The 24,356-nt window shown below is 68.7% G+C and carries 19 protein-coding genes and 2 pseudogenes; 10 read left to right on the top strand and 11 right to left on the bottom strand.

The features are described from left to right. Positions 1-89: 89 nt before the first annotated feature. On the bottom strand, positions 90-1,106 hold the full coding sequence (locus tag ACWC2B_RS30230; RefSeq protein WP_450722124.1) for a substrate-binding domain-containing protein: 1,017 nt from the start codon (positions 1,104-1,106) through the stop codon (positions 90-92). A gap of 247 nt (positions 1,107-1,353) precedes the next feature. Between ACWC2B_RS30230 and ACWC2B_RS30225 the strand changes: the two genes are divergently transcribed. From ACWC2B_RS30225 to ACWC2B_RS30215, 3 genes are all read left to right on the top strand, one after another. Next, a complete protein-coding gene (locus ACWC2B_RS30225; protein ID WP_450722122.1) occupies positions 1,354-2,316 on the top strand; it encodes a carbohydrate kinase family protein in 963 nt (320 codons plus the stop codon). Positions 2,317-2,536: 220 nt separating this feature from the next. Continuing rightward, on the top strand, positions 2,537-5,098 hold the full coding sequence (locus ACWC2B_RS30220; RefSeq protein ID WP_450722120.1) for a GH32 C-terminal domain-containing protein: 2,562 nt from the start codon (positions 2,537-2,539) through the stop codon (positions 5,096-5,098). A gap of 15 nt (positions 5,099-5,113) precedes the next feature. Beyond that, positions 5,114-5,407 (top strand): putative quinol monooxygenase, encoded by a 294-nt coding sequence (locus tag ACWC2B_RS30215; RefSeq protein WP_450722118.1) that lies wholly within the window; start codon positions 5,114-5,116, stop codon positions 5,405-5,407. Between the two features lie 98 nt (positions 5,408-5,505). Here the strand turns inward: ACWC2B_RS30215 and ACWC2B_RS30210 are convergent, their stop codons facing one another. The 6 genes and pseudogenes from ACWC2B_RS30210 to ACWC2B_RS30185 form a co-directional block, all read right to left on the bottom strand. Beyond that, positions 5,506-5,652 carry a hypothetical protein gene (locus ACWC2B_RS30210; protein WP_450722116.1) on the bottom strand — a complete coding sequence of 49 codons (147 nt, stop codon included), beginning with the start codon at positions 5,650-5,652 and terminating at the stop codon, positions 5,506-5,508. A gap of 1,529 nt (positions 5,653-7,181) precedes the next feature. Beyond that, positions 7,182-7,577, bottom strand: a complete 396-nt coding sequence (locus ACWC2B_RS30205) for a hypothetical protein (protein WP_450722114.1) — start codon at positions 7,575-7,577, stop codon at positions 7,182-7,184. 571 nt (positions 7,578-8,148) lie between these two features. Further along, complete coding sequence (locus tag ACWC2B_RS30200; RefSeq protein WP_450722112.1) at positions 8,149-8,589, bottom strand: hypothetical protein; 441 nt, start codon at positions 8,587-8,589, stop codon at positions 8,149-8,151. 645 nt (positions 8,590-9,234) lie between these two features. After that, positions 9,235-9,540, bottom strand: a complete 306-nt coding sequence (locus ACWC2B_RS30195; RefSeq protein WP_450722110.1) for a hypothetical protein — start codon at positions 9,538-9,540, stop codon at positions 9,235-9,237. Between the two features lie 943 nt (positions 9,541-10,483). Beyond that, positions 10,484-11,864 (bottom strand): annotated as a pseudogene (locus ACWC2B_RS30190) (ISL3 family transposase); the annotation flags it as partial. Between the two features lie 208 nt (positions 11,865-12,072). Continuing rightward, a complete protein-coding gene (locus ACWC2B_RS30185) occupies positions 12,073-12,468 on the bottom strand; it encodes a hypothetical protein (protein WP_450722108.1) in 396 nt (131 codons plus the stop codon). Positions 12,469-13,138: 670 nt separating this feature from the next. On the opposite strand from ACWC2B_RS30185, the gene ACWC2B_RS30180 reads away from it, so the two are divergent. From ACWC2B_RS30180 to ACWC2B_RS30160, 5 genes are all read left to right on the top strand, one after another. Continuing rightward, on the top strand, positions 13,139-13,843 hold the full coding sequence (locus tag ACWC2B_RS30180; RefSeq protein WP_450722106.1) for an LmbU family transcriptional regulator: 705 nt from the start codon (positions 13,139-13,141) through the stop codon (positions 13,841-13,843). A 333-nt stretch (positions 13,844-14,176) separates the two neighbouring features. Then, positions 14,177-14,677, top strand: coding sequence for a hypothetical protein (locus tag ACWC2B_RS30175; RefSeq protein ID WP_450722104.1), 501 nt, complete (start codon positions 14,177-14,179; stop codon positions 14,675-14,677). 42 nt (positions 14,678-14,719) lie between these two features. Beyond that, positions 14,720-15,577, top strand: a complete 858-nt coding sequence (locus tag ACWC2B_RS30170; protein WP_450722102.1) for a DUF4097 family beta strand repeat-containing protein — start codon at positions 14,720-14,722, stop codon at positions 15,575-15,577. Positions 15,578-15,921: 344 nt separating this feature from the next. Further along, the gene (locus tag ACWC2B_RS30165; protein ID WP_450722100.1) at positions 15,922-16,872 is read left to right on the top strand and encodes an ABC transporter ATP-binding protein; all 951 of its coding nucleotides are present in this window, start codon (positions 15,922-15,924) and stop codon (positions 16,870-16,872) included. Continuing rightward, the gene (locus ACWC2B_RS30160) at positions 16,869-17,717 is read left to right on the top strand and encodes an ABC transporter permease (RefSeq protein ID WP_450722098.1); all 849 of its coding nucleotides are present in this window, start codon (positions 16,869-16,871) and stop codon (positions 17,715-17,717) included. The genes ACWC2B_RS30165 and ACWC2B_RS30160 overlap by 4 nt, the downstream gene beginning before the upstream one ends. Before the next feature lie 349 nt (positions 17,718-18,066). Here the strand turns inward: ACWC2B_RS30160 and ACWC2B_RS30155 are convergent. Further along, positions 18,067-18,813, bottom strand: a pseudogene (locus ACWC2B_RS30155) (transposase family protein); the annotation flags it as partial. Positions 18,814-19,230: 417 nt separating this feature from the next. Here ACWC2B_RS30155 and ACWC2B_RS30150 point away from each other — a divergent pair. Both ACWC2B_RS30150 and ACWC2B_RS30145 read left to right on the top strand, forming a co-directional pair. Further along, on the top strand, positions 19,231-20,748 hold the full coding sequence (locus tag ACWC2B_RS30150) for a tryptophan halogenase family protein (protein ID WP_450722192.1): 1,518 nt from the start codon (positions 19,231-19,233) through the stop codon (positions 20,746-20,748). Continuing rightward, a complete protein-coding gene (locus tag ACWC2B_RS30145; RefSeq protein ID WP_450722096.1) occupies positions 20,741-21,265 on the top strand; it encodes a flavin reductase family protein in 525 nt (174 codons plus the stop codon). The genes ACWC2B_RS30150 and ACWC2B_RS30145 overlap by 8 nt, the downstream gene beginning before the upstream one ends. On the opposite strand, the gene ACWC2B_RS30140 is transcribed toward ACWC2B_RS30145, so the two are convergent. Genes ACWC2B_RS30140 through ACWC2B_RS30130 form a run of 3 tightly spaced genes read right to left on the bottom strand, consistent with a single transcriptional unit; the run spans position 21,226 to position 24,332 of the window. Further along, positions 21,226-22,032: an AfsR/SARP family transcriptional regulator gene (locus tag ACWC2B_RS30140; RefSeq protein ID WP_450722095.1), complete on the bottom strand. Its 807-nt coding sequence runs from the start codon at positions 22,030-22,032 to the stop codon at positions 21,226-21,228. The two genes, ACWC2B_RS30145 and ACWC2B_RS30140, sit on opposite strands and share 40 nt — an antisense overlap. A 52-nt stretch (positions 22,033-22,084) precedes the next feature. Further along, positions 22,085-23,110 carry a methyltransferase gene (locus tag ACWC2B_RS30135; RefSeq protein WP_450722093.1) on the bottom strand — a complete coding sequence of 342 codons (1,026 nt, stop codon included), beginning with the start codon at positions 23,108-23,110 and terminating at the stop codon, positions 22,085-22,087. Positions 23,111-23,138: 28 nt separating this feature from the next. Next, the gene (locus ACWC2B_RS30130; protein ID WP_450722091.1) at positions 23,139-24,332 is read right to left on the bottom strand and encodes a cytochrome P450; all 1,194 of its coding nucleotides are present in this window, start codon (positions 24,330-24,332) and stop codon (positions 23,139-23,141) included. Between the last annotated feature and the right edge of the window lie 24 nt (positions 24,333-24,356).

Genomic DNA, 24,356 nt, shown 5'->3' with positions numbered 1-24,356 from the left:
GGGGGGCGGCCGTCCCGGGGCGGGGAGGTACGGGGCCGGCCGCCCCGCTGAGGGAAGAGGCGGCGAGAGTACGGTTCCTCGTGGGCGGCTCAGCCCCAGCAGTTCTGCAGGCCGTAGCCGGTGTCCTTGGAGGTGGCGCCCGCCTGCGCCTTGTCGGTGATCAGGGTGACGCCGGTGTCGGTGTAACCCGACGCCTTCTTGCCGTCCTTGGCGTACGTCACGACGGCCTTGACGCCTTCGGCGGCCATCTTCAGCGGGTACTGCTGCGAAGTGGCGGCGATCTTGCCGTCCTTGACCGCCCGAGTGCCGGTGCAGCCGCCGTCGACGGAGACGATCAGGACGTCCTTCTCCCGGCCCTTGGCCTTCAGGGCGGTGTACGCGCCCAGCGCGGCCGGTTCGTTGATCGTGTAGACGACGTTGATGCCGGGCGCCTTCTGCAGACAGTTCTCCATCGCCGTCTGGCCCTTTGCCTGGTCGCCGCCCGTGTCCTGGGCGCAGGCGACGTCCTTGTCGGTGGCGCCGAAGCCCTTCAGGAAGCCGTCGTGCCGCTGGACGCCGACGGAGACGCCCGGTGCGAGGTCGAGGGTGGCTATCTTCGCCGTCCTGCCCTTCATGGCGGCTTTGGCGTACTCGCCGACCAGCTCGCCGGCCGTGAGGTTGTTGGTGGCGAAGAGGGCGTCGACCGCGCTCTGCGGTTCGGTCGGGGTGTCCAGCGCGATGACCAGGACGCCCTTGGCGCGGGCCTTCGCGACAGCGGGCACGATCGCCTTGGAGTCGCTGGGGGTGATCAGGATGCCCTTCACTCCGGAGGCGACCATGTTCTCGACGGCGGTGACCTGCCCGGCGTTGTCGCCGTCGAACTTGCCTGCCGCGGTGACCAGTTGGGCGCCGTTCTCCTTGGCGGCCTTCTCCGCGCCCTCCTTCATCTTCACGAAGAACGGGTTGGTGTCGGTCTTGGTGATCAGGCCGACCTTGACGCCGCCGGAGCCGGAGCTCGCGGAGCCCGAGCCCGAGCCGGAACCGCAGGCCGTCAGGGTGAGGGCCGCGATGCCCGTACAGGCGGCGATTCTGAGGAGGGTGGGGGTCAGACGAGTGGTGCGCGACATGAACGACTCCTGCTGGATCACGAGCGGCGCGGTCGGCATCGGAGCATGCCGTCCGAAGATGTCATCGTTGACTTATGTCATCGTTGACACTGCATGGCGAGGATGATGGACTCCGCATCCCGGCAACGTCAATGCCTTCCCCCCCGTCACAAATCGGCAACGTCGCGGCCGCAACCACCACGCAGCCACCCAGCGATTGCTCGCAATGTGTCGACTTGACTCATATGTCCATAAAGAAGGGCAGCCCATGAACCCGAGCCAGATCACCGTCCTGGGAGAGTGCGTCGCGGACGCCTTCTGCGAGCCCGCGAGCGCCTCGAACGAACTCGCCCTGCGGGTGCTGCCCGGCGGCGGACCTGCGAACACGGCCGTGTCCCTGGCCCGCCTCGGCACCGGCGCCCGTTTCCTCGCGCGCCTGTCCGGCGACGTGTTCGGCCGCCTGTTCCGGGCCCACCTGGAGGAATCCGGGGTGGACCTGTCGTGCGCCGTCCCGGCCGCCGAACCCAGCACGCTGGCCGTGGCGGAGCTGGACGCCCAGGGGCAGGCCGCGTTCTCCTTCCACGCGCAGAACACGGCCGACTGGCAGTGGACGGCTCAGGAACTGGCAGCAGTGGATCTGTCCAGAACCGCCTGTGTACACACCGGCTCCCTCGCGCTGGTCCGCGAGCCCGGCGCGGCGGTGGTGGAGGAGTTCCTGGCGGCGGCCTCTGCCCGGGCCACCATCAGCATCGACCCCAACGTACGGCCGCTACTGGTGCGCCCCGACGTCTATCGCGCCCGCCTGGCGCACTGGTGCGCCCTCGCCGACATACTGCGGCTGAGCGAGGACGACCTCGAACTGCTCCTGCCCGGAACCTCACCGGAGCGGGCCTGCGACATCTGGCACGCCGCCGGAGCCCGGCTCGTCGTGATCACGCGCGGGGTCGACGGCGCCCTGGCCTCCCTCGACGGCGAACGGCTGCAGGTACCGGCGGTGGCGACGCAGGTGGTGGACACAGTCGGGGCGGGGGACTCCTTCACCGCCGGCCTGCTGCACCACCTCGGCACCCGCGGACACCTCGGCGGCCGGCTGGCCGGCCTCGATCTCGGCGAGGTGGCCCAGGCGTGCCGGTTCGCCGCTCGGGTCGCGGCCCTGACCTGCTCGGCCGCCGGTCCCAACCCGCCCTGGCAGAGCCACCTGGACCGATTGACGACAGTCGGCGGCAACTGACGCGACCGGGACCCGCGCGGGCCAATCACGCCAGAACTGTTGACGTGTTGACCGGATCACGCACATCATCGGGCCATCGATGTCATCGATGACACAAGTCAACGATGACACCCCTGGCCGACGGCGTGGACGACGGTGCCGGCCGGGGCGCCACCTTTCGGTCCGTCCGTGCCAGAGCCGCAGTCTCCGGTGCGCGGACGGCCGCGGCACAGGAGACCCGATGAGCTCTCGACGTGTGTTCCGGCACGCCCGTGTGTGGACGATCGCGGCCGTGGCGGCGGTCTGCGCGCTGTCCGCGGCCCTGCCCGCTCCCCGGGCCGTCGCCGCCGACGCCCCTCCGTATACCGAGACCTACCGCCCCCAGTTCCACTTCACCCCGGAGAAGAACTGGATGAATGACCCCAACGGTCTCGTGTACTACGAGGGCGAGTACCACCTCTTCTACCAGTACAACCCCAACGGCGACACCTGGGGCGACATGTCCTGGGGCCACGCGGTGAGTACGGACCTCGTGCACTGGAAGCGACTGCCGCTCGCCCTGTCGTACGACGACAAGGAGATGGTCTTCTCCGGCAGCGCGGTGGTCGACTGGAACAACACCACCGGTTTCGGCAGCAAGCAGAACCCGCCCATGGTGGCGGTCTACACCAGCCACTCCAAGTCCACCGGTACACAGGCCCAGTCGCTCGCCTACAGCACCGACCGCGGCCGCACCTGGACCAAGTACCAGGGCAGTCCCGTCATCGACATCGGCTCCAAGGACTTCCGCGACCCCAAGGTCCAGTGGTACGCCCCCACCAAGAGCTGGCTGATGACGGTGTCGCTGTCCGCCGAGCACAAGGTGCGCTTCTACTCGTCCAAGAACCTCAAGGACTGGGAACTGCTCAGCGAGTTCGGGCCGGCCGGCGCGACGGGCGGTGTGTGGGAGTGCCCTGACCTGTTCCCCCTCGCGGTCGACGGGGACGAGAAGCGCATCAAGTGGGTCCTGGTCGTCAACATCAACCCCGGTGGGATCGCCGGCGGTTCGGGCGCCCAGTACTTCATCGGTGACTTCGACGGCAAGACGTTCACCGCCGACGACAAGGGCACCTACACCCCGCCCGCCGGACAGGTCGTGCAGGGCTTCGAAGGAGCCGGCTACGGCACCTGGACGACCACCGGCACCGCGTTCGGCGACGGTCCGGCGGCCGGAGCGCTGGACGGCCAGAGCACGGTGACCGGCTTCGACGGCACGGGCTTCGCCAACAGCTTCCACTCGCACGACTCCGCCACCGGCACCCTCACCTCACCCCCCTTCACCGTCGGCAGCAAGTACCTGAACTTCAAGGTCGGCGGCGGCCGGCACCCGCACGAGGCCGGCACCGTTCTGGAGCAGGGCCCGCCGCCCGCGGGCACGCTCCTCGCCGACTTCGAGGGCGGCACCTACGGCGGCTGGACCACGGCCGGCGACGCCTTCGGCACCGCACCAGCCACCGGCACCCTCCCCGGCCAGCAGGAGGTCTCCGGCTTCCTCGGAAACGGCCTGGTCAACACCTACCTGAACGGCGACTCCGCCACTGGCACCCTCACCTCGCCCGAGTTCACCATCGACAAGCACTATGTCGACTTCCTCGTCGGCGGCGGCCACCACCCCGCCGGCCACGACAACCCGACCACCGTCGAACTCCTCGTCGACGGCAAGGTGGTCCGCAGCGACACCGGGCAGGACGCCGAGACGCTCAACTGGGCCTCCTGGGACGTCCGCGACCTCGCCGGCAAGAAGGCGCGGATCAGGATTGTCGACGACAACACCGGTAGCTGGGGCCACATCAACGTCGACCAGATCACCCTGTCCGACACCCGTGCCCAGCCGGTCTCCCGGGAGACGTCCGTCAACCTGCTCGTCGACGGCGAAGTCGTCCGCAGCGCCACCGGCTCCGACAGCGAGACCTTGGACTGGGCCTCCTTCGACATGCGTCCCTACGCCGGCAAGCAGGCGCGGATCCAGATCGTCGACAGGAACACCGGTGGCTGGGGCCACATCCTCGCCGACCAGTTCACCACCTCCAATGCCCCCGCCGAGTCCGTCGTGCAACGCGCCGACTGGGCCGACTACGGCAAGGACTACTACGCGGCGGTGTCCTGGGAGAACGTGCCCGGCGACAAGCGGTACATGATCGGCTGGATGAACGACTGGGAGTACGGGACGTCCATCCCCACCTCGCCCTGGCGTGGCGCGCAGAGCATCCCCCGCCAGACGGCCCTGCGCACCATCGGCGGCCGCGTCCGGCTGACCAGCGAGCCAGTGCCGGACGTGGCCTCGCTGCGCGAGGGATCCGCGGCGACGGCGACCGGCGTCACCGTCACGAACACCTCCCAGCCCCTGATCGGCCCCGCGGCCGAGGGCCAGGCACTCGACATCGAGGCGACGTTCACCCTGAACGGCGCCCAACGCTTCGGCCTGAAGGTGCGCACCGGCACCGGGCAAGAGGAAACCGTCATCGGATACGACACCACCACACAGGAGCTGTACGTCGATCGCACCCGCTCCGGTGCCGTCGACTTCAGCAGCGCCTTCCCCGGCATCCAGGCCGCGCCGCTGAAGGCCACGAACGGCAAGGTGAAGCTGCGGATCCTGGTCGACCGGTCGTCCGTCGAGGTCTTCGGCGGCAGCGGCGAGGCCGTGATCACCGACCAGATCTTCCCCCACCCCGACAGCCGGGGAGTGCGGGTCTTCGCCGAGAACGGCTCGGTGAATCTTGACAAGGCCGTCGTCTGGCACCTCGGCTCCGCGAACAACTGACAAGGACACACAACCGTGAAGAAGACCCTGCTCGCCGAGTTCACCGCCCGCGAGGGAGCGGAGGGCGAAGTCTCCCGCCTGATACGGGAGTACGCACAGAAGGTACGGGACGAGGACGGCAACCTCGCCTTCGACGTGTACACCAAGGAGTCCAGCCCGCGCGCCTTCTGGATCTTCGAGGTCTACCAGGACCAGGACGCGTTCCAGGCGCACCTGAAGGCCCCGTACGGCGGCCCGTTCAACGCCGCCCTCGCTCCGCTGATCGAGGAGGACGCCTCTGTCCTGACTTTCCTCGACCCCCTGGCCTGAGGTGATGGGCATGGCGTCGAAGTCACTGCGGCAGCGGGGTTGTCCGGCTGGTGGAAGAGTGACCGGGCTCGGGGCGACTTCGGGCAGAACTGATGGCGTCAGACGGCCGCCGTCGCGGTCTCGGCCCGTTCCGGGCGATGTGGCAGCAGCGCCACAGCCAGGACCGGGAAGACCGCAGGCACCAGCCACGGCACGGCGGCCGGCAGGCCCAGATCGAGCAGCGCGCCGGTGGCCGAGCTGCCCACGGGCACGATCACACGGCCCGTGGCGGCACGAAGCCGGCTGAACGCCCGGCCGCGCCCCCGTGACCGCCTGGATGTGGAGCCCGGCCGCCAGCCTTGCCGGAGGTGGACACCTTCCTGCACGGCGAACGGCACCCGCCTGCAGGCAGGTGCCGTTCGTACTGAGTCACGCACTGGGGCATCGTCATCCCAGGAATGCGACCCGTTGTTTCTGGCCGCGCACCAGGTCATTCCGGGAGCCGCGGTCATGTCCAGTATATCCCCGTATGGCCCACCGGCGTGTTGGCAAGTGATCATCGTAAAGCGGAGAGTGCGCGCCCTGTGTTCGCGGCCGGCGCGCGGCACCTGAACCGTACTTTTCGCGTACCAGCAGGGGGTGCGGGGTTGATCGGGGCTGCAATCATCTGGCTGTGGCCGGATGCCTGCCACGCATCCTCGTACGGCAGACGAAAAGAGCATCAAGGCGAGCGTGGCGGCGCGGGACCGCCTGGCTGTTCTGGCGGCTGGAAGCAGCACCACGATCCGCAGTCTCGTCGAGAACTCCGGCCGGGGGCCGACCGACCCGGCCGGAGTTCGAGGAGCGGCCCGCGCAGGCCCGCGCCGAACTCGCCCCGGCCCTGGGGCACCACGCCCAGCACCGAGGCGGAGTCCAAGGCCCGCACGCTTCTGGAGCGCCTCGGGCGAGCCGGGGCTTGGCAGTCGTGTAGTGGGGGCGACCGGGGTGGTCTTGGACCACACGGCCGCCACCGCGCTGCACGATCCGGAGGATCCGTTCAACGAGGCCGTCGCCGCGTTCTACATCCAGGCCTCCTGACGCCGGGGGCGTACGAGGGCACCGGAGTGCGGGCGGTCCACCCCGGCCAGTAGCCCCCGATCGCGCCTCCGGTCGCGTCGGAGGCAGCGTCTGATACGTGGTCACTCACAGGCCGGAGCCGGTTGTTCGTGGCGCGTCGCGCACCGACTGTTTCCGACAGTGGGGGCTTGGTGAAGTCAGCCCTGTGCCGGGCGACGGGTCCTGGGAGGGTTCTGGAGCGGCCGCGGGACCCCGCTCCATGTTGGGGGTCCTGCGGCCGGTCGGTGCACCAGACCGGGGGACGATGCGATGCGGGCTGTTCAACGACTGGACGGGGGGCGGGTTCCGCTGGGCTGCCGGACGGGGCGGCTGTTCCTGGGAGCGTTCCGGTGGTTGCCCGTCCGCGCTGCTCACAACGATGTCTGGCCCGGTTCGCGTACGGCTTGGCAGTCGCCCTGCCCGCTGCGGCTCGCGTGCAGGGGCTGGAGAGTGTGGCCTGTCATGCCGGGAGGGGGGATGAGTGCACGTAGGGTCCCGGGGCCGTGTCCGGACCCCGGGACCCTGGTGCACTCCCCAATGCGCGGGGTTCAACGGTTCTGCGCAGCCCCGGTCACTCCGCATCCCCTGCCCAGCCATTGCGGGTTCTGCAGGCTGGGCAGGGCGTGGCTCGTTCGGCTTGTGGTGCTGGCGCTTGTGGTGGGAGACCGGTTACGCCGCTCCATCCAGATCCGATGGTGTGTCAGAGGAGCTTCTGGGGGGCCTGGTACAGGGTGGTGGGTCCGAGGTTGCACTGGTTCTTGATGGTGCCGAGGCCGTGTCCGCCGATGCCCTCGCCCTCGGGCAGGGGGACCGCGCAGCGCAGGTCGACGGTGCCTTGCGAGGCGCCGTGGCCGTTGAGGATGCCGCCCGACCCGCCGGTGATGGTGGTGTCGCCGTTGCTGGTCCCGAAGGCGCCGGTGCCGTTCGCGGTCGGGCCCGCGGCGCCGGTGGTGAAGACGCTCGTGAGCGTGTTGGCGGGGAGGTTCAGGGCCTGGGGGACCGGGACCGGGGCTTGGGCCGAGGCGGGGGCGGCGATAGCCATCGTTGCGCCTGTGGCGAGGGCTGCTCCGGCGAGAACCTGCTTGATCACGGTCATGCTCCCAATTCAGTGGGTCAGTAAGGTCGGTGAGGGGTGGCAGGCCCGCTCTGGGGGAGCGGGGAGTCTGTCGCTCCTGGAACGAGGAGCGTGCACAACACGTCACGAAATGCGCCCATTCGGACCAGAACGAGCATGTAAGGCGTGGGGGTTGGTGGGTTCGTGGTCCGCCGGGGGCCTCCCGGGGTCGCGGGCGCAGCCGCACATGCGGGGGGTGCGGCTCTACTTGAGTGACCGCGACCACGCGACCGTGATCATGCAGCCTGATCGCGGTCACCCAAGAGGAGCCGCACCCGGAAGCGAACGTTCTTGGCCGCCGACGCCACCGGTATGGACGCCTGCGTCCGGTGGCCCCGGCTGGCGGGGTGGTGAGTGTGCCGGGTCCCGGGGCGTGTCCAGACCTCGGGACCCTTGGGGCCCTCACCTGATCCCCGGGTTCAACGGTTCTGTGCAGTCCCGGTCACCCCGCATCCCCCGCCCGGTCCAGTGCGGGCTGCGCCGGCTGCTGTTCATGGAGCGTGGAGCGGATTGTGTGGTGGGAGACCCGTACGCCGCTCCACCGAAGGGTGTGTCAGAGGAGTTTCTGGGGGGCCTGGTACTGGTCGACGGGGGCCAGGTTGCACGCGGCCTTGGGGCCGCCGAGGAGGTGTCCGCCGATGCCCTCGCCCTCGGGCAGCGGCACCGCGCAGCGCAGGTCGACGTTGATGAGCGGGGCGCCGTAGGTGTTGCCGATGCCGCCCGCCTCACCCGCGATGGAGGTGTTTCCGTTGCGGGTCGCGAAGTCCGAGGCGCCCACGCCGCTCATGGCACCCATGCCGCTCGCGGTCGGGCCCTGCGCCGCAGCGGCGGCGAGGATGCTCTGGAGGGTGGCGGTGGGCATCTGGAGCGTGGTCATGGGGGTGGTGCTGGGCGTGGGCTTCGGGGCCTGCGCCGCCGAGGCGGGCGCGGCGACGGCCATCGTTGCGGCGGTGGCGAACGCCGCCCCGGCGAGAACCTGCTTGATCACGATCATGCTCCCAATTCGGTGGGTCAGTAGAGGTGACAGGTCTGCCCTGGGGGAGTGCGGAACCTGTCGCTCCTGGAACGAGGAACATGCGTAAAACGTCGCGAAATGAGCCCATTCAGACCAACGAGTCATGGACGCCTTGGTGTGCCGGCTGTCCGTCGGCGGTCTCCCGGGTCTGCGGGTGGACCCGCAAGCGCCGCGCCCCGAAGCGGGAGTCCTTGGCGGCCGATGGCGCCGGCAGGGCCGTGTGTCCGGTGCCCGGGCCCGGCCTGGTGGGGGTGGTGGGTGTGCCGGGGGCCCGGGGTGTGTGAAACCCCGGGACCCTTGGGCGGTACTCACTCACCTGATCTTGCGCTGGTCCAACGACGCGGTGCGGTCCCGGTCGCCCGGCCTCGCCCGCCCGGCCCATTGCGGGCCCGGCAAGCTACGCGACCTGCTGTCCGTCCGGCTGCTCGCGTGCGCTCTTGTGGGGGAGCCCCATACGGCGGGCTGCATGTCATGGTCCTGGCCGTCCCGGGCGGCCGGTCCTGGCGGCCTGTTCGGGGTACGCCGACACGATGCGGAACGGCGGTCTGGTGCGCACCGTCCCCGGCCGCCCGCGGCCCCCTGCGTGCAGGGGCCGTGGGCCAGGGGCAGTTGGTCGCGGGTGTGTCAGAGGAGCTTCTGGGGTGCTTGGTACTGGTCGACGGGTGCGGTGTTGCAGGCGGCCTTGGGGCCGCCGAGGAGGTGTCCGCCGATGCCTTCGCCTTCGGGCAGCGGGATCGCGCAGCGCAGGTCGGCGTTGATGAGCGGGGCGCCGTAGGTGTTGAGGATGCCGCCCGCGCCGCCGGTGATGGCGGTGTTGCCGTTGCGGGTGCCGAAGTCCGAGGCACCCTGCGCAGAGGCGGGGGCTGCGACGGCCATGGTGGCGGCAAGGGAGAGGGCTGCTCCGGCGAGAACCTGCTTGATCACGATCATGCTCCCATTCGGTGGATCAACGAGGGGTGACGGCCCACCCTGTTGGCAGCCTGCCGCCCCTGGGCGGTGTCCGGTGGATCGTGGACAGGTCGCGGCGGCTGGCACGGCACCTCGCCGTGTTGCCCGAACATCTCTCGTAGTTCCTCCCTCCAGGGCCTCAAGAGCCAAGGGGGGCCTCCGACAAGACGCTCCGGCGCCTCGCGATGCACCGCACCAGACGCCGCGACCTGATCCGACCCTGATCCACCGGACACCCCCTCAAGCGAGAAAAAGGCATAACACGTCATGAACTGCGCTCGTTTAGTCCAAAAGTCACATCGTGCCTCATACGGTGAACGTGTGGTGTGTCGGCCCTCACCGGGGCCAGGCGGCGGTAAGTCGCCGCATGCCGTGCGGCCTTCGGCTTGCCCGGCCCAGGGGGTGCGACGAACGTCAAGATCCGGGAGACTCCCGGCCGCCCGTGGACGGACTCCGCCCCCGTTCGGTGGCGATCGCCCGGACCGTGGGGCCGGCGGGTCCGCAGAAGTGGACTTGGACGTCGGTAGGGCCGACCCGTGTCCGGCTCGCGGACTGCGGCATGTCATATGTCATGGTCCCGCACCCGGGCTGTTTCTGCGGCAGGGGCAGCGGAGAGCACGGTGTCGCCCAGGGACATCCCGGTGGGGCGGGATGTGGTGATACAGGCCAGCAGGCCCGCGGTGAGCAGGACGAGGTTCTTGACCACCAACTCGCCGGTCATCGTGAGTTCCCACACATGACCGTGCTGGTAACGACTGCTGTGGCAGGAACACCAGGACGACGAAGGTGCCGCCCATGTGGAGAGCGAACACCGGCGCCGCGTACAGCAGCCCGATCCCGGCCAGGAGCCATATGCCCAGCCCGACTTCGAAGCCGCCCACCGCTTCGACAAACCATGACGGGACCGGGAACGACACCGCTTGGCGCACCAGGTCCGCAGCCGGGTGTGAGGCAGGGCCGCGGCGCGGGTGTCGGCGATCCAGCCGGTGAGCTTTGCATCGTTGCCCTGGGCCGGTGTGAGCAGGGCGGCGAAGCCGCGTACGAGGTCGGCGAGTTCGGTCATATCGGGGCAGGCCGCGGTGATCTTCTCCAGCAGAGAGGTTTCCTTCGGACGCAGGTTCTTCGGATCAGTGAGGAGGAGCCGCGCAGCGCGGCGCGGGGTGGTGACGGGCCGGTCGCCGTCGGCACGGCCCTGGTTGAGGTATTTGTGCAGGCCGTTGAGGCTGCCGTTGTAGCCGAGTTCCTTGATCTCGTGGAAGAGGTGGAGGACAGGGGGCGCCCGGCTCCTCTGTCCGGCGCCGGCGCAGATGTTCGCGGTAGGGGTCGAGGAGAGTGGGCCGGTAGGCCGGCGCGATGCGCAGACCGGTGGGCTCGGGCATGCGGGCGTAGCGTTTGACGGTGTTCAGCGCGAGGCCGAGGCGGCGGGAGCAGTCCAGCAGGCCGACGCCCTGGCCGAGCAGGGTATGGACCTTGTTCCAGCGTTCACGGGTTGTCTGTTCGCGGATGCCGCCGGGCAGCGGTGGGTTGAGGGCGGCGGCCCAGCAGTCGGCGTGGGCACGGACCCCGAGCTGGACTTTGTCGCAGAGGTTTCGCCAGAGGTGCCACCGGTCGCTAACCTGCACCGCGTCGGGCAGCGCACGGCGGATGGCCTCGGCGTAGGTGGCCGAGCCGTCCCGGCATACGACCTCGACGCCGGGATGCTCGCGCAGCCACGCTTCCAGGGGATCGGCATCCTGGCTGGGCAGGACCTCGATGCGTCGGCCGGTGACGGCATCGGTGATGATCGTGGCGTAGCGGTGACGGCGCCGCAGGGCGAAATCGTCCACTCCGATCACCCGTGGGACCGGTGCCTCGGGCACGGGTAGACGCCACAGCCACCTCAGCGCGGTACTGCGGGAAACCGGCAGGGCCAGCAGGTCAGCCAGCGGGGCTGCTGCCCGGCCACATAACTCCCGCGCCACCTCAGCTATCCGCCCGGCCAGCCGCACCGTCCGGCGCTGATGACGCTCCAGCAGCCCGGGAACCTGCTCACGGAAAGCCTGCCGCGCACACCCCAGCACCGGGCAGACCAGCCGCCGCACCCGCAGCCGGACGACGACGCGCCGCCCGTCGACCGGCACGTCCGCCACCGTCCGGCGGTGATACCCGTGCACCTTCAACGTCGGCGTCCCGCAGACAGGGCACGGCACCGCCACCTCCCGAGTACGGGCCATGACCATCACCGCGTCACCGCCATCCGTCACGTCCTCGACGATCAGCACCGATAGCCCGGAAAACACCGTTGCTATGAGGGAGTTGACATCCATCACAAGATCATGATCACAGGCGGCTACCCGCCGTTACCACCGACTACGGGCCAGACCCGTCTACTTGACACACCCCCACATGGCCGGGCGCGATGATAAGGAACAGGCTAAGGCTCAGAGCGGCTTTTTCATGGTCTGACCGGCGCAGCGGTTGATGGCGCAGATGTCGGGCGCTCTCTGGCCGGCGGTCGAGTTGTGGGTGCCTGGGCTACTTCGTGCAGGCCTTGGTCAGTTCGCCCGCTGATGCCTGGACCGGGCTGAGGTCCGGGATCTTGTCGCCGTTCTTGAGGGAGGTGCGGATGTTGTTCACGGCCTGGCTGAGGTCGTTGACCGCCTTGTCCACGTCGACGTTGTCGGTCTGGTGGCCGATGGTCTTCAGGTCCTTCTCGATGGGATCGAAGTACGTGCTGGCCTTCGGCGGGTCGAGCGCGGCGTTCCGTGCCGCCTGTTGCAGGTCGTTGACGCTGTTGGCGATGGCGTTGGCGGTGCGCACGCAGTCCAGTGCCCGGTGGGCGGTTTCGCAGCCGGTGGTGAGTGCGGCGGCGAGCACGACGGCGGCGGCGCTGGCGCGGCCTCGGTGAGGTAAGCGAAGGCTGGAGGTCATTGTGGTAGGTCCCTTCCCTGGTAGGGCCGGCCGCGCTTCTCGCCCGTCGCGCGATGCAACGCCGCCGCGTCGTTCCTGAACTCTTCCGGATACGGAGACCTGCGTCCCGCCAGGGCCCCCTTCCTCGGGTCCATGAGATCCATTTCTCTGCGCGCGGGCCGGGGGACCGTGTGGCATCTCGATGGCCAGGACTCTGGAAATCCCGGAATCCGCCATGCCTCGGAGGTATCCGGTGTATTCCGGATGTTCCCTTACATGCCGCTCAAAACGCCCTGAAATGGAGTTTTGCCTGGCGTCCCGCACCGTCGTCGTGGAGGACCGGAGGGGCTGCCTGCTGCACGGAACGTGATCGTCGCAGATCCGTTCCTGCCAGGGGCTTTGCATAAGGGCTGACAGGGGGACACGGCGTCCGCGCTACGCACCGTAGCCGTCCTATTGTCGAGAAGGGGTGAGCGGAACTGGTCACCCCGGTGGTCCTGTCGCGGAAGCGATAATAGCCCGCCGCAGAGTCAAACGATTGTGTGCATCCGGAGTCGTATGCAATAGTATTCTTCGATCTTCAATCAAGAGTGCGGGGATAACGTCTTGCAGTCGACCGCTCAATTCACTTCCCGAACTCGGTTTTTCCTCTCCTGTACGTAGCTAGGTCTCTCACTACGGGGTGATTCGGATGGATGCCGCTACAGACGTTCAGGATGCAAAGGTCGCAGGGCCGCGCAGGCCGTCGCCATCGACGATTCGGCGGCAGAGGGCGGCCGGTGAACGGCCCATGCGTGGTCAGGTCCTCACTACTGGAGTGGGTCTCAAGATACCCATGGACCTCACTTTCGAGGACTGGGAGCATGCTGGTCAGCAGCTTGCTGGGGTTGTCAACTCATCCGTGTGGTGGCTTGGTGACTGGCTCGTGCACGGCAGGGACAATTTCTCCGATCGCTATAAGCGAGGGGTGCGTGCCGCGGGTCTCAGCTACCAGACGCTGCGTAACTACGCCTGGGTTTCACGCCGCTTTGAATTAAGTCGCCGAAGGCCCGGGTTAAGTTTTCAGCACCATGCCGAAGTGGCATCTCTCTCGATCGCGGACCAGGAATTATGGCTCGACCGGTCGGAGCGGATGCGATGGAGTACAAAGCAGCTGAGAAACGCTATTCGTGACGTCGAGGGCGGCGTCACGCAAAATGTCAAGAAAACGTCGGACGTGCAGCGGCTCGCGGTTCCGACGAGCCACCTTCATCGGTGGCGCGAGGCTGCAGAGCAGTCGGGTATCGACTTCGAGGAATGGGTGCTCGAAACTCTCGACGGAGCGGCCAGGCGGGCGCTGGGCGCCAAAGACGTGGCGACGGTCGCCGAGGAACTGTCCGCCCTGCGGTCCTCCTGAGGCCCGGCCCTTTGTCGGCCCGCCCTCCCGGATCTCTCCCGGAAGGGACATCTCCATCCGGGAGAACGCGGCTTCCCTCTCCAAGATCCCTCCTCGCGCAACGGTGCGGATGTGGCGCCAGGTTCCAGTGTGGCGTCACTCTGTCCTGTCGACCGGACACGGTGGCGCCATGAGGCGCCATCGGTGGCGACCCTAGAGCAAGCGTGGCTCCATCTCAATGGGGCCTGGTTTCCCGGACTTTGGCGGCCATGCAGGGGGAATCGACCAACTGGCGGCGTCGCGATGCGCGACGTGACAGTTGATATGGCGCCATCGGTATGCCACCATGGCGCCATGGACTTGACTCCCTATGTCGAGAGCCTCCGCCGCGAGTTCCTTGCCGTGGCGCAGGCGCGTGGCGAGGACGCCCTTGCCGTTGGGAAGGAACTCACTGCGGCATTCGACTCGTCAGTCCGGCTCACGCTGCTCAGAGCGCTGTCGGATGCTGCGGAAGAGATCACCGGTGAACTCGTTCCGGGGTCGGTCGAGGTACGCCTGCGCGGCGTCGGCCTCAGCTTTGTGGTGATATCGCCGCCGCCCGGACCATCGCTCGACGACGATGCGGGGTATGGCGACGAGGGCCCGCCGCTGGAGGCCGGGGGCGACACCGCCCGGATCAACTTCCGTCCCTCCGAAGGCCTCAAGGCCCGGATCCAGGAGGCGGCGCGCCAGGACCGGCTCTCGGTCAACGCCTGGCTGGTGAGGACCGTCACCGCCGCCCTGCGTGCCAACAACTGGCGAGCCGGGCGGGGCGAGCCTCCGGGGAACAGGCGCTTCAGCGGCTGGGCGCGGTAGAGAGCCATGGACACGCAAGTGGGCCCAGAGGGAGGACCGGTGGTGGCCAGTTTTGATACCCCTGAACCGATCACAGCGGTGATCGAGATCGACATCGGGGAGATCAGGCTCGTGGCGAGTGACCGGATGGACACCGTCGTAGAAGTACGCCCGACCGACAGTTCCCAGGTTGCCGACGTCAAGGCCGCTGAACGGGTACGAGTCGACTTCTCACACGGGAAGTTGCTGGTCAAGGCGGGCTCACGGCTGCTGCGGCGCTCCAACGCGCTCCGCGCGGACGCCGGCTCGGTGCACGTGACGATCGAACTGCCCGAGGGGTCGCGGGTGCGGGGCGGCTCCGCCTGGGCGGCGCTGTACTCCGAGGGCCGCCTCGGCGAGTGCCGGTTCGAGACCGTACAGAGCGACATCATGCTCGACCGGACGGGGCCGCTGCGCCTCACCGCCGTCGCCGGCGACATCTCGGTGAGCCGTATGACGGGCCATGGCGAGATCACCAAGAAGTCCGGCACGGTCCGCATCGACGAGATCGACGGCACCGCGGTGATCAAGAATGACCACGGTGACAACTCCGTGGGAGAAGTCACCGGAATCCTCCGGGTCTCCGGCACCAGCGGCGACATCGACATCGCCCGCGCTTACGGCGGCGTCGAGGCCAAGACGGCCTACGGCAGCATCCGGGTCGGCGAGGTCCGGCGCGGACTGGTGCTGCTCGTCGCCACATCGGGATACGTCGAGGTCGGCATCCGCGAGGGCACTGCGGTGAAGTACGACGTGAGCACGGTCTCCAGCTGTGTGCACAACTCCCTGAAGTCGGCCGAAGGACCCGGCGATGCCGTGGACGTCGTCGACGTGAGGATCCGCACCTTCGACGGAGACGTAGTGATCCGTCGGTCCGAGTGACCGCAGACCTGTCGGCGGGACGGCCCTGTGCCGTCCCCTGGCGCCAGCGCGGCGGCCCGGAGCCGGTTCATCCCCCGTACGGTATCCGGGCCGCCGCTTCCTCAAGGCTGCCGATCCCCAGGGGCGAGCGCTCCGCGCGGCTCTTGGACGTAAGAGGGACGACTGGCGGGGCAGTGGGATCCACGGTGACCCGAAGACACCGGGCGTAACCGTTCCTTCTCAAGGCCTCACGGGCCGGGCACCAAGAGCCGGGTCAGCTCAGGCGACCGCCGCGAAACCACCACAGTCCGGAGAGCTCCCTGACGGGACGACCCGGAACCGCCTGCTCAAGAATTAGGACAACCATGCACACGAGCGAGGAGGTTGTGCTCGATGTCGAGGGCCTGCGCATGCGCTACGGCTCCACCGATGTCCTGCACGACGTGAACTTCCAGGTACGGCAGGGCGAGGTGATGTGCCTGCTCGGTCCGAACGGTGCCGGCAAGACCACCACGATCGAGGTGATGGAGGGCTTCCGGATGCGGTCGGCCGGCAGGGTCGAGGTGCTGGGCACCGACCCTGCACACGCCGACGAGCGGTGGCGGGCCCGGGTCGGCGTTGTACTGCAGTCATGGCGTGACCACGGCCGTTGGTATGTCCGGGAGTTACTCGCGCACCTCGGCAGCTACTACGCCGCCTACTCCACCGACGAGATCAAGCGCCCCTGGGATCCGGACGAACTCATCGCGTCCGTGGGCCTCACCGAGCACGCCCACAAGAAGGTCCGGATGCTCTCCGGGGGCCAGCGTCGCAGGCTGGACGTGGCGGTCGGCATCGCGGGCCGCCCCGAACTCCTCTTCCTCGACGAGCCCACTGCAGGCCTGGACCCGGTCGCACGCCGCGAGTTCCACGAACTCGTCAACCGCCTTGCCCATGAGCACGAGACCACGATCCTGCTCACCACGCACGATCTGCAGGAAGCCGAGAAGCTTGCGGACCGCATCATGATCCTCGATGACGGGCGGATTATCGGCGAGGGCACAGCGAAGGAGCTCGCCCAGCGGATCGCGGGCGAGGACACGGTCCGCTGGACCCGGCAGGGACAGCAGTACGAGCAGTCGACACCCGACTCCACGAAGTTCGCCTTCGAACTGTTCAAGGAGTACGGCGAGGAGATCGCCGACCTTGAGGTCCGCAGGGCCTCACTGGAGGACACGTATCTCTCCATGGTGCGGCAGGCCGAATCCCGCGGCAGCGAGACGCCGCCCGAGAACGAGAGTGAGACGGCGGCCGGGAACGAGGGAGTGGCACGATGAACCCGACAACGACCGCCCTGCGCGCGGGCTGGACCCGCGGTGTGATCGAGATCCGCCAGTCGGTTACCAATGCCGGAGATATCTTCAACCACTTCTTCTGGCCCGTGCTGATGCTGGTCGTCATGTTCTTCATGCGCGACGTGGACTTTGGCAGCAGCGGGTTCATGCTGGGCACCCTCGTGCTCCCCAGCATCCTCGGCATGAACGCGTCGATGGCCATGATCACCATGAGCCAGCAGCTCACCGCCGACCGGGAGGACGGCACCCTGCTGCGGGCGAAGGCCACCCCGAACGGCATGGTGGGCTATCTGTTCGGCAAGATCCTCTCGGTCTCCGGCTGTCTGCTCATCGACCTCGCGATCTTCCTGATTCCCGGCCTGATCATCATCGACGGCCTCTCCATCGGCAGCGCGGGCGCCTGGCTGACCCTCGCCTGGGTGCTGGTCCTGGGGCTGATGGCGACCCTGCCGATCGGCGCGGTGCTCGGCTCGGTCTTCACCAGCGCGCGCAGCCAGGGCCTTCTCCTGCTGCCGATCCTCGCCATGATCGGAATCTCCGGCATTTTCTACCCCATCACATCCCTGCCGGACTGGGTCCACATCCTCGCCCAGGTGTTCCCGGTCTACTGGCTCGGCCTCGGCATGCGGTCCGCGCTGCTGCCGGACGCCGCAGCGAGCGTCGAGATCGGCGAGGCGTGGCGCCACCTGGAAACCGTGGCGGTGCTGGGCGGTTGGGCCGTGGCCGGCCTTGTCCTCGCCCCCGCTGTACTGCGCCGCATGGCACGCCGAGAGTCCGGTTCGAGCGTGGCCGCGCGCAGGGAGAAGGCCCTACAACGCGTCGGCTGATAGGTGCCGGACTCGGTCAACATCCTTACGTACAGGCACACTTGGGCCTCGTGCTCCAGCCGGTCGGCGGGGCGCGAGGCCCACGTGCGTGGTGCCGTCGGGCCACCTCGTCCTCTCGCACCGGTCGCCCCGTCTTCCGGTGGCGCATCCCCGCACGGCCGACGGTGCCCAGCGCGGGCCCCGCCATCGCGGTAGTGACCACGCCATCACCACCAGGGCGAGGAACAGCGGAGGGGTGCGCAGTCCCCGCCGTCAACTTACGGACGACTTCCGGTTGATGGGCCTTTGGCGCCGCGAATCGATCGACCGCGACCACCAGAAGTATGCCGCCGAGCACTGAGCCCTTACAGCGTTGACGCTCCAGGGGGAGGACGGCCTTGGCGATTGACGTCATTCGATTCGGGCTGCATCGCGCCTTGCGGAAGATCTTCCAGGTCTTGAGTCGGGCCGGGCCGCGCTCGACGGCTGCCCTGGTTCGTGACAGTGCTCGGTTGACGGTCTGCTGGGTCGGTGTCAGGTCGCCTCCGGGAGGGCGCCGTTGTGGGGTGGTGACCCAGGAGCCGGCCCCGGTGTAGGCGCAGTCGGCCAGGATCGGAACGCCCTGGCGCTCGCAGATCCGGATGATCCGGTGGGTCCGGGCGGCCGTCAGGTCGTGGGTGCGTCCGGGCAGAGCCGGGGAGGTCCACAGCAGTCGTCCGTCCTGGTCGCTCACCAGCTGGAAGTTCACTCCGTGCCGGCGGTGCTTGGCCGCGTAGTCGGCACGGCTGTCGCCGACCCGGTCGCACTCGGCGAGCGTTCCGTCAACCAGCACGTAGTGCGGGTCCGCCTCGCGCAGGGCCTTCAGCAGGCCCGGCGCTCGCTCGGCGAGCGGGCTGACGGCAGCCGGGGTGTAGGCGTGGGCCGTGCCGACCGAGATCCCGAAGGCCGCGGCGATCTGTGCCAGGGGCTCGTGCTTGCGCAGGTAGACCAGAGCGACCAGCGCCCGCTGGGGCGGGCGGAGCTTGCAGCGGTGGTCACTCTCGCGGGTGACGATGAGCATCGTGAGCCACTCGACGAGTGCATGTGGCAGGTCGAGTACGGCAGGATGAGGAACCAACAGGGCTCCAGTGCTGGCGAGTTGAGGCTTCGAACACCTCCCTCAACAGCACCGGGGCCCTGTCCGTTTCGCACCCTCAACCCCTCCCTCGATCGGTGGCCATTCGGAAAGGGCTCACTGCGCGTACATGTCCCGCCCTGATGAAAAGTCGGCAGAACTCACCGGACCACCGTCCTAACCAACGCCGTAGGCAAGGGAGTTCAGGCGATTTGGCATGGCCATGCTGGGGCGCCGGTGCAGTGAATATTTGTGATTGATAGTGATGCCATAGATACCGGATAGCGCGGTGGAGCAGACTCGTGACCGACAGGCGGGGTCCAGCCCCGCATAGTGCCCAGCCATGTGAACCGAGGTGCTGACGTGAGCGCGCAGAACCCCGAAAAGATCGTCATTGTCGGTGGCGGAACCGCCGGCTGGATGACCGCCTCGTATCTAAAGGCGGCATTCGCAGACCGGGTGTCCATCACGCTCGTCGAGTCCGGCAAGGTCGGCACCATCGGCGTCGGTGAGGCGACCTTCAGCGACATCCGGCACTTCTTCGAATTCCTCGACCTGAAGGAAGAGGAATGGATGCCGGCTTGCAACGCCACGTACAAACTGGCCGTCAGATTCCAGGACTGGCGCAAGCCGGGGCACCACTTCTACCACCCGTTCGAGCAGGTGCGGTCGGTCAACGGCTTCCCGTTGACCGACTGGTGGCTGCAGAGCGGACCCACCGACCGCTTCGACAAGGACTGCTTCGTCATGGCGTCCCTGATCGACGCCGGACGCAGCCCCCGCCGGCTGGACGGCAGCCTGCTGGGCGAGGGTGCGGGCACCGGGTCAGACGAGCCCATCGGCCTGACCATGTCCGAGCACCAGGGGAAGACCCAGTTCCCCTACGCCTACCACTTCGAGGCGGCGCTGCTCGCGAAATTCCTCACCGGCTATTCCGTGGACCGCGGCGTCCGGCACATCGTGGACGACGTACTCGACGTCCGCCTCGACGAGCGCGGGTGGATCGACCACGTCGTCACCCAGGAGCACGGCGAACTTCACGGCGACCTTTTCATCGACTGCACCGGATTCCGCGGACTGCTGCTGAACCGTGCACTCGACGTACCCTTCGTCTCCTACCAGGACACGCTGCCCAATGACAGCGCTGTGGCGCTCCAAGTGCCCCTGGACATGAAGAAGAACGGCATCCGTCCCTGCACGACGGCGACCGCCCAGGACGCCGGATGGATATGGACGATTCCCCTTTTCGGGCGGATCGGCACCGGCTACGTCTACGCCAAGGACTACCTCTCGCCCGAGGAAGCCGAGCGCACCCTGCGTGAATTCGTGGGCCCCGCAGCGGCCGACGTCGAGGCCAATCACATTCGTATGCGCATCGGCCGCAGCGAGGAATCCTGGGTGAACAACTGCGTGGCCATCGGGCTGTCCAGCGGATTCGTCGAGCCGCTCGAATCGACCGGCATCTTCTTCATCCACCACGCGATCGAGCAGCTGGTGCGACACTTCCCCGCAGTCGACTGGAACCCGAAACTCAGGGGGATGTACAACTCGGCCGTCGCCCACGTCATGGACGGCGTACGGGAGTTCCTCGTCCTGCATTACAAGGGCGCCGCGCGCAACAACACCCAGTACTGGAAGGACGCCAAGACCCGGGCCGTGCCCGACGGTCTTGCCGAGCGCCTGGAGGGGTGGCAGGCCAGGCTGCCGGGCTCCGAGGACGTCTTCCCGTACTACCACGGGCTGCCGCCCTACTCGTACAACTGCATCCTGCTCGGCACCGGAGGCATCGAGCCGGCCCCGTCGCCCGCGCTGGCTCTCTCGGACGACAAGGCGGCGCAGAAGGAGTTCGCCGCCATCCGTGACCGGGCGCGGCACATGGTCGACACCCTGCCTTCGCACTACGACTACTTCGCGCGGATGCGTGGTCTCGATGCCTGATCCGACCGGCTCGATCACACGATCGGTCGGCAGCGCCACACCGGACGGGTTCCGCTCGATGATGAGCGGCTTCCCGACCGGTGTGGCGGTCGTGACGGCCACCGGCCCCGGGGGCCGGCCGTGGGGCATGACCTGCTCGTCGGTGTGCAGCGCGACCCTTAACCCGCCGACGCTGCTGGTGTGCCTGCGCGCCGCCAGCCCGACGCTGGCGGCGATCGGGAGTAGCCGCAGGTTCGCCGTGAACCTGCTGCACGAGGGCGCGCAGGCCACCGCCGAGCTGTTCGCGTCCGGCCGGCAGGACCGCTTCGACCACGTCGGCTGGCGCCTCGGCGACACCGACGCGGGACCGCACCTGTGGGCGGACGCGCACGCCGTCGCCGACTGCACGGCGGCCAGGACCGTGCCGGTCGGCGACCATGTGCTGGTGTTCGGAGAAGTACAGGCCGTGGAGCGGCGGCAGGACTGCCTGCCCCTCCTCTACGGCCTGCGCAGGTACAGCAGTTGGCCCGCCGCCTGACGACAGCACAGTCGCCCGCGGCCGTGCTGTCCAGGCAGCAGGGGGTCCGCCGTCAGGATGGCGTGGTGCACCTCGCGCAGCAGCGCCCCGGGACCGACCCCGAGCTCCTCCGCGAGCATCCGCCTGCTGTCCTCGTACAGCGCCAGCGCCTCGGCCTGCCGGTCGGACCGGTAGAGCGCGGCCATCAGCTGGGCCCTGAAGCGCTCGCGCAGCGGGTACTGCCCCACGAGCCGGGTCAGCTCGGGCAGCACATCGCCCTGCCCGCCGGCCGCCAGGTCCGCCTCGATCCGGCTCTCCAGTACGGAGATCCTGGCCTCCTCGATCCGCGGCCGCTCCGCGTTGGTCAGATACTCCGAGACGTCGGCGAGCGTCGGACCGTGCCACAGGGCCAGCGCCGAACGCAGCAGCCCGCGGGCCTCCTCGTAGCGCCCCGAGGCCAGCGCGCCCTGGCCGCGCGCGGCCAGCTTCTCGAACTCGACGAGGTCGAGCGAGGCCGTGCTGATCTCCATCTGATAGCCGGGGGAGCGGCGCACGATGCTCGCGCCGCCCACCGTCTTGCGCAGCCTGGACACGTAGTTGTAGATCTGCGCGTTGTGCGTCCCGGGCGGGCGGGACCCCCACAGCAGGGACGTCAGCTCGGTGTCGGAGAGGAAACCGCTCTCGGCCAGGAGCAGCGCCGCGAGCACGGTCCGCTGTTTCTCACCGTCCAGCGGGATCGTGGTGCCCCGGTCCCGTACCTCGACCGGACCCAGAATGCGGTACTCCATCTCACGGCCTCACAGACTCGGTACGGACGACTCGGTCGGGATCACGGACCCGCTACGCGCCGGGCGTTGCCTCGATGAGGTGGTAGTCGGGCATGCCCGGTTCGAGCTTCATGGCGGTCTGCGCGGTGAGGGTGAAGCCCGCACCGGCCAGCAGCGCCGCGAACTCGTCCGCGGTCCGCTCGCGGCCGCCGGCGTACACCAGGTTGTTGAGGTCGGTCATGCCGTACGTGGCGGAGTCCTCCGGTGTGAGAACGGCGGGGACCACCGTCTCCACCAGCACCACCCGGCCGCCCGGCGCCATGGCCGTACGGCAGTTGCGCAGGATCACCGCGGCCCGCTCGTCGTCCCAGTCCCGCAGCACATGGGCGAGCAGATACGCGTCGGCGCCCGCCGGCGCCGACTCCAGGACGTCACCGGCCACGGTCTCGGCGCGCTCGGCGACACCCGCCCCGGCCAGCGCGGCCGCCGCGCGCTCCAGCGCCTCCGGCCGGTCCTGGAGCACCCCGCGCAGCCCCGGCACGGCGACCAGGACCGCGGAGAGCACCGTGGCCTCGTCGGCGCTGAGGTCGGCGACGGTATGGAACCGGGAGAAGTCACAGGCCGCGGTGATACCCGCGGTGAGCACCCGGTTGCCCAGGATCTTGGCGGCGCGGAACTTCTCCGCCAGCCGGGGATCGCGCATCAGGGTTTCGTGCGCCGTCAGGCCGGTGCCGGGGTGCCTGGGCGGCTGCCCGGACCGCAGCGCCTGCGGCAACTCGCCCCAGGCGCGCCACAGTTCGGGCATCGCGGAGAGCAGGACGTCTTCGCGCTGCGAGCCGGGCGCGCCCGAGACCAGCTGCCGTCCGGCACCGGTGAGCTCGAACCGCTCGGCGTCCCGCTGGCCGACCACGCCCAGGCCCACCAGGGCCCGCAGCAGCCGCAGCATCGCGGTCGGATCGGCGCCGGTCCGCTCGGCGAGGTCTCCGTAGCCGAGCGCACCGTCCGCGAGGGCGTCGGCGACCCCCAGCTCCGCCGCGGCGTAGACGATCTGGGCCGGGATGTACCCGTAGGACAGCTGAGCCAGTGGTTGTTCGGTCACGTAGTCCTCGTCAGATGAGTCAGGTGTGTCAACTGGTCTGCAGGTGGACGGAGTTGACGCCGATCATGTCGGCGGTGGGGAAGAAGCCCGGCGGCTTCCCGGGGTCCGTACGCAGCACGGGGAAGCGGTCCAGGAGCTTGTTCAGCGCGACCCGGCCCTCCAGCTGGCTCAGCGCGGCACCGATGCAGTAGTGGATGCCCCGGCCGAACCCGAAGTGCGGATTCGGGCTGCGGGCCGGGTCGTAGACATCGGGCAGCTCGAACTGCCGCGGGTCGCGGTTGGCCGCGCCGAGCCACAGATAGACCATCTGGTCCTTGGGGATGAGCTGCCCTGCGAGCTTCACCTCCCGGGTGGTGCCCCGGGCGAGCGCCGCCGAAGGGGGCAGTGTCCGCAGCGCCTCCTCGATTGCGCCGGGCACCAGCGACCGGTCCGCGCGCACCCGGGCGAACTGCTCGGGCTCGGCGTCCAGGCACAGCACCGTGTTGCCGAGCAGCATCGTGGTGGTGATGTGCCCGGTGACCAGCAGGATGTTCGCGACGTTCACGACCTCGTTGTCGGTCAGCCGCTCACCGTCGGCCTCCGCCAGGGCCAGCTGGGTGAGCAGATCCTCCCGGGGGTGCCGGCGCCGGTCGGCGACGTGCCCGGCGAGATAGTCCAGGAGGGGCTGCATCCGGTCCGTGGCATCGCGCAGATCCTGCTCGCCCTGCTCACTGGCGTCCATGAACGAGGCCTGGCTGAAGCCCTCGATGATGTTGTCGGCCCACTTCTTGAACAGGTCGCGGTCGCTGTCGGGCACCCCGAGGAGCTCGGCGATGACGATGACCGGCAGCGGATACGCCAGATCGGCGACGATCTCGATCTCGGACTTGCCGTCCATATCGGCGATCAGACCGTCGGTGATCTCGCCGATCCGCGGCTCAAGCCCGGCGATCAGCCGGGGGGTGAAGGCGCGGCTGACCAGCCCGCGGAAGGCGCGGTGCCGGGGCGGATCCATCTGCGACATGTCGCCCTCGGTGAGCGAGGGGTCGACGCTGACGGGCAGCAGCCGCGCGGTGTCGGACGAGAAGACCCCGGGGTTGCCGAGCACCTCCATGGTCTCGGGATGGCCATAGACGCACCACATCCCCTGTGCCTCGTCGAACTCCACGGGGGACGCGGGCCGTTGGCCGCGCAACCAGCGATGGTCCGGGTGGATGTTCCACCGGTCGACGACCGTCGTCATCGGGATCACTCTTCTTCCGGGGTA

It is taken from the genome of Streptomyces sp. NPDC001415 (assembly GCF_053597395.1).
The sequence above is the reverse complement of the archived record's forward strand: the minus strand, read 5'-3'. Positions and strand labels throughout refer to the sequence as shown.